This is a genomic window from Bacillus sp. LL01, assembly GCF_001037965.1.
In genome coordinates, this window is the sequence record NZ_LFEL01000175.1 from 1 (window position 1) to 4,219 (window position 4,219).

Below are 4,219 nucleotides of genomic sequence, written 5' to 3' on the forward strand. Positions count from 1 at the left end.
CAATAATTTTCCATTTTTATTTCACTTGCTTATGTAAGCGTTTAATTTTACACTATTCTTACAATGGTGTAGGAGGTAATGGAATGAACGAATATTTTTTAACGGTTTATGAGGCGAATGGTGAAATGGTTTTTGAGGAGAAGATTGAAGCGGCCGATGACCAAGCAGCACAAGAAGTAGGGAAGAAGAAGTTGGATGAAAAGAACTTTACCAATCACACGCATCGTCTAACTCGCTCTGGTAAATTATTATTATTCCACGTCTAGTCTAATAAGCAAAAGCACAGTTCAATGAACTGTGCTTTTTGCTACCTATTCTACTTGTACACGTAGCTGCTTTCTAAAAACCTCGCGAATCATGTAGGAGACACCGTTTTGCTCATTAGAACGAGTGATCCAGTCTGCAACATGTTTAACCTCATCTGCTGCATTCCCCATTGCCACTCCTAAACCAACTTGTTCAACCATCTCGACATCGTCTGCCTCTATACCTACAGCAACCATTTCTTGAAGAGAAATCCCTAGCTCTTGGCCCACTTGTTGCAAACCATTTAATTTTGAAACCCCTTCTGCTACAATTTCCAGTTTGCCCTCACGTATGGATACAATATTGACTCCACTTACCATTTCATTGAGCTGTTTTAGAGCCGATTGTTGTTCCGCTTCATCAAAAAATTGAACTTGAATTTTCGGTGGGGCAATCGCTTCTTGCATTAAACGATCATAAACTGAGTCAACAAAAGAAACYGGATAAAACAGTGGGTCCCCTACTCCTATCGTCATTTTTGCGATTAATTGATTTTTTTGACGGGTTTTATTGCCAATCGCAAAACTTTCATGCAGCACGCGAATATGACAGTCATATTGCTCTAATAATTCAACAAGCTGTAGGGTCGTGTTCACACTGATCCTTTTTACATATAAAGGATCTTCAGGATCACTTGCCACAAATGCCCCATCATTCGTAATGAGGTATCCATCTAATTTTAATGATTTGGCTATTCTTTTTGCAGAAGAATGAGGTCTTGAAGTAACAAGTGTGACATAGACCCCTTTTTGTCTTACATACTCAATTGCCGCTTTCGTTTGCTTTGAGATCTTAGCGTTAGAACCAATTAATGTTTCATCAATGTTCAGGGCTAGTAATCGGTACGTCATGATGCTTTCCCCCTTTTTCTTTACGACGACACGTCCCATTTCGGTCTGCCTGTCTGTTCTCTAGACTGTATGTATCATGACATCGCATTAGAACTAAAAGTAAATAGACGAATTCCGTTACTTTCGCTATACTTTTTTTAGAGATTCAGTAAAAAGGAGTTCATATGAAGACTTTTGTTCAATTTTACTTAGTTGTTCCAGCCATTTTTATGATTTTAACGAGCCTTCAATTAGAAGGAGATACAATTAACCAGCATGCTATTGCATTGCTCGGTGCAGCATCTGTTGGGTTATTTGCGGGATTTGTGCTGCATATGGCTGTATTAATTGGGAAGAAGATAAAAAAACAAACACCCGGTAACTAAAAAAAACGACAGGCATTTTCAATGCCTGTCGCTTTTGTATTCATTACTTATTATTGACTTTCTGGGTTACCGTAGATCTCTTCAAGTGGTTCTGTGATAATCTTGTTGATATCCCCAATGATGACACTTAGACGTTGTTCTGCTTCCATTAGTTTTGAGATTAGCTCATGTTGCTGAACAAGTTCAAATTGTTGCTGAGCTTGTTGAGCTTCTTCTTCAGAAATCTGAATACCTTGCATTTGCTTTTGTTGAAGCTCTAACTGCAAGTTACGGAAGTTCTCAAGCATCTTTTTCGCGATATCATCCGCTTCAATTTGTTCATGCATTGATTGAAGTGCAGAGAATTCTTCACTTTCAGCAATTGCTTTCTTTAATTCATGAGCCTTATCGTATACATTTGACATTCTATAACGTCCTCCTAAAAAAATAGTCTTTACGACTATAACATGTCTAAACCGACAATTCATCCAATTAGGCGAATTTAAACAATATTTACAGTCTCACTCTCTCATAGTCACTTTACCCAAGAAACAAAACAACTAAACCTTGAATAAAGCCAATCATTCCACCTAATAAAGCCCCTAGATAAGTGATCATTTTAAATTCTCTTTTAGAAATAGTTAATACAAGCTCCTCTAAACGTTCTACAGAGAAAGCCTCCACCTGTTCCCGTACGATTTCTTCAAGATGTAATCTCTCTAACAATCCTTCTAGGTGACTAGCTAATAAATCAGAAGTTGCACCCACCATTTTCGGTACCCATTCAGTTAGCAAACGTTCTTCAAATGAGCCGGTCCACTTATAAAATGGCTGCTCCATCCATTGATAGAGCGGTACATTTCTTTCAATTGAAGACGTGACATATTGAATTATATCTTCTTTATTAAGGTGGACTTCAATCATTGCTACATCTTTTTGCTTTAACTTATGCCATTCCTTGTGCAAAATATCTTCGATCATCCGTTTTGTTCCCGCATCACGCATAAACTTCATCAGTTCTGGCTGTAATTTATCGACCAGTCGCTCATTGCCAAGAAACATTGAAATCATATTTCCAAGTGTGCCTTTATTTAATAAGAAGCGGTCAATCATTTGACTTAATCGTTCTTTTCCTTCCTCGCTACTGAAGAGAGTTTGTCCTCTTTCTAGCAAGAAAGTCGCCACAAGCGGTACACTCTCATCTAACTTCTTACTTATACCAACAGGTAATACTTCTCCAAGTGGTTGGTGACGATTTTCTGCAAAAAATCGATTGTAACTTCTCTCRATGACCTCTTCTGTTTTTTGGACCAATGCTTGCTTAGGTTGGTCCAYTCCTAGTTTTTCTTCTAGTATGTTTGCTACGGTTTGCTCACTGCGGAGCAGCTTTTCTAGCTCAGAACGTAACCACTCATTCATCGCATCCATAAAGGCGGTGCTCTTCAACTTATTTCCAAGTCCTTCTGCTGTTAATAAGTACTGTACAACCATTTGACCAAGTTGAGTTGCAAGCTCTTGGTGTCTTTTAGGGATTAAACCCGGCGTAAAAGGAACCTTCCATTTTCCAATTCGTTTTTCGGTATAAGGTCTAAATAACATTTTAATTGCTAATGAATTGGTGATGCCACCAATAACAGCTCCAATAACCATCATAAATCCAATAAACCATGCAGTATGCAACTAGTGTCACCCTTTCTGTGAATCACCCTATAGGCACATATCACATAGTATACGATATCAAGCTCCGTGTTCGCTAGTTCAAGATTTGCTTTAAACCGGATATTTGTCTCTTTCTTTTGATTAAGAAAAAAGGAGGAAACTGCGATGAAAATCGTTAGTCTATCGTATGATAACTGGGAAAAGTATCGTCGTCCACTTATTCGTTTTTCAAAAAGATATGATAAATCACCTCGACAAAGCGTCTATTCATGGATCTTCCAATTGAAAAAACATCATATTGAGGATGCTGGTACTTCTATTAAAATCGCTCTTTGGGAAGGTAAAATTATTGCCTGCTCGGTTGTCTCACATTATGGTTCGGAGTTATCTAGTATGCTTATCTCTCCTAAATATAAACAAACTCACTTGTTAACAAACTTAACAGAGGCAACACTGCAAGACTTAGGTGTATTGTATAGACGAATTCGCTATAATGATGAAGCAGGAATCAAAATGGCTCTGCAAGCTCGACTCGTCTGTTTTTCTTATTTAGAGGATCGTGATGGGCAGGTGTATCTATGGTTTGGCGGTGGCCATTGGCATTCCGATGATATTTCTGAAAAGGAAGCCTAACACAATAAACCCTGGCGTGATATAGTAAATGTAATCGCTTTAGTACAGTCGTATCAGGGAGGTTTTTTAAATGATTTCTCATTTTCAATGGAAAGAAATTCGTAATAATTTAGTTAGACGTGAATGGGCCTTTTCCTTTTTCCATCGAGGTCTTTATCATACGGGATCTTATCATAAAGACGGAACGATTGAGTGGAGTCATCCCATTCCCTCAGATGAAAAGAAAAAAGAGCTTGAGCCTAAAATACATGATTTAATGCTTTATCATGTATATGAAGAACATTAATGCATAGATTGTTTACTCCTAATCCATCCTAATTAAAAAGGAGGGATGAGCGATGTCAGACAAGAAAAAAGAATCATGTAATGAAGGACGCGACGAATTTTTTATGGATATCGATCGGATGATTAATGAGGGGCTTAGTG

The 4,219-nt window shown here is 37.9% G+C and carries 7 protein-coding genes; 4 read left to right on the forward strand and 3 right to left on the reverse strand.

Going from position 1 to position 4,219, the window contains the following annotated elements; translation table 11 throughout:
• Positions 1-83 precede the first annotated feature (83 nt).
• Entirely contained in the window at positions 84-266 is a 183-nt protein-coding gene (locus tag AB685_RS27305) for a YhzD family protein (protein ID WP_047973745.1), read from the forward strand.
• 45 nt (positions 267-311) lie between these two features.
• Here the strand turns inward: AB685_RS27305 and AB685_RS27310 are convergent, their stop codons facing one another.
• On the reverse strand, positions 312-1,157 hold the full coding sequence (locus AB685_RS27310) for a Cof-type HAD-IIB family hydrolase (protein WP_047973746.1): 846 nt from the start codon (positions 1,155-1,157) through the stop codon (positions 312-314).
• 164 nt (positions 1,158-1,321) lie between these two features.
• On the opposite strand from AB685_RS27310, the gene AB685_RS27315 reads away from it, so the two are divergent.
• The gene (locus tag AB685_RS27315; RefSeq protein WP_047973747.1) at positions 1,322-1,522 is read left to right on the forward strand and encodes a hypothetical protein; all 201 of its coding nucleotides are present in this window, start codon (positions 1,322-1,324) and stop codon (positions 1,520-1,522) included.
• A gap of 50 nt (positions 1,523-1,572) precedes the next feature.
• Here AB685_RS27315 and AB685_RS27320 read toward each other — a convergent pair whose 3' ends face one another.
• Positions 1,573-1,926 carry a YlbF family regulator gene (locus AB685_RS27320; protein WP_047973748.1) on the reverse strand — a complete coding sequence of 118 codons (354 nt, stop codon included), beginning with the start codon at positions 1,924-1,926 and terminating at the stop codon, positions 1,573-1,575.
• Between the two features lie 115 nt (positions 1,927-2,041).
• The gene (locus AB685_RS27325) at positions 2,042-3,181 is read right to left on the reverse strand and encodes a DUF445 family protein (RefSeq protein ID WP_082153794.1); all 1,140 of its coding nucleotides are present in this window, start codon (positions 3,179-3,181) and stop codon (positions 2,042-2,044) included.
• A gap of 144 nt (positions 3,182-3,325) precedes the next feature.
• On the opposite strand from AB685_RS27325, the gene AB685_RS27330 reads away from it, so the two are divergent.
• Positions 3,326-3,793 (forward strand): hypothetical protein, encoded by a 468-nt coding sequence (locus AB685_RS27330; RefSeq protein ID WP_047973749.1) that lies wholly within the window; start codon positions 3,326-3,328, stop codon positions 3,791-3,793.
• Between the two features lie 70 nt (positions 3,794-3,863).
• Positions 3,864-4,079, forward strand: a complete 216-nt coding sequence (locus tag AB685_RS27335) for a YheE family protein (RefSeq protein ID WP_047973750.1) — start codon at positions 3,864-3,866, stop codon at positions 4,077-4,079.
• Positions 4,080-4,219: the final 140 nt, after the last annotated feature.

What these genes read in the sequence shown, in the direction of transcription:
- AB685_RS27305 (WP_047973745.1), top strand. Translation starts at nt 84, where the DNA reads ATGAACGAATATTTTTTAACGGTTTATGAGGCGAATGGTGAAATGGTT.
- AB685_RS27315 (WP_047973747.1), top strand. Translation starts at nt 1,322, where the DNA reads ATGAAGACTTTTGTTCAATTTTACTTAGTTGTTCCAGCCATTTTTATG.
- AB685_RS27320 (WP_047973748.1), bottom strand. Translation starts at nt 1,926, where the DNA reads ATGTCAAATGTATACGATAAGGCTCATGAATTAAAGAAAGCAATTGCT.
- AB685_RS27330 (WP_047973749.1), top strand. Translation starts at nt 3,326, where the DNA reads ATGAAAATCGTTAGTCTATCGTATGATAACTGGGAAAAGTATCGTCGT.
- AB685_RS27335 (WP_047973750.1), top strand. Translation starts at nt 3,864, where the DNA reads ATGATTTCTCATTTTCAATGGAAAGAAATTCGTAATAATTTAGTTAGA.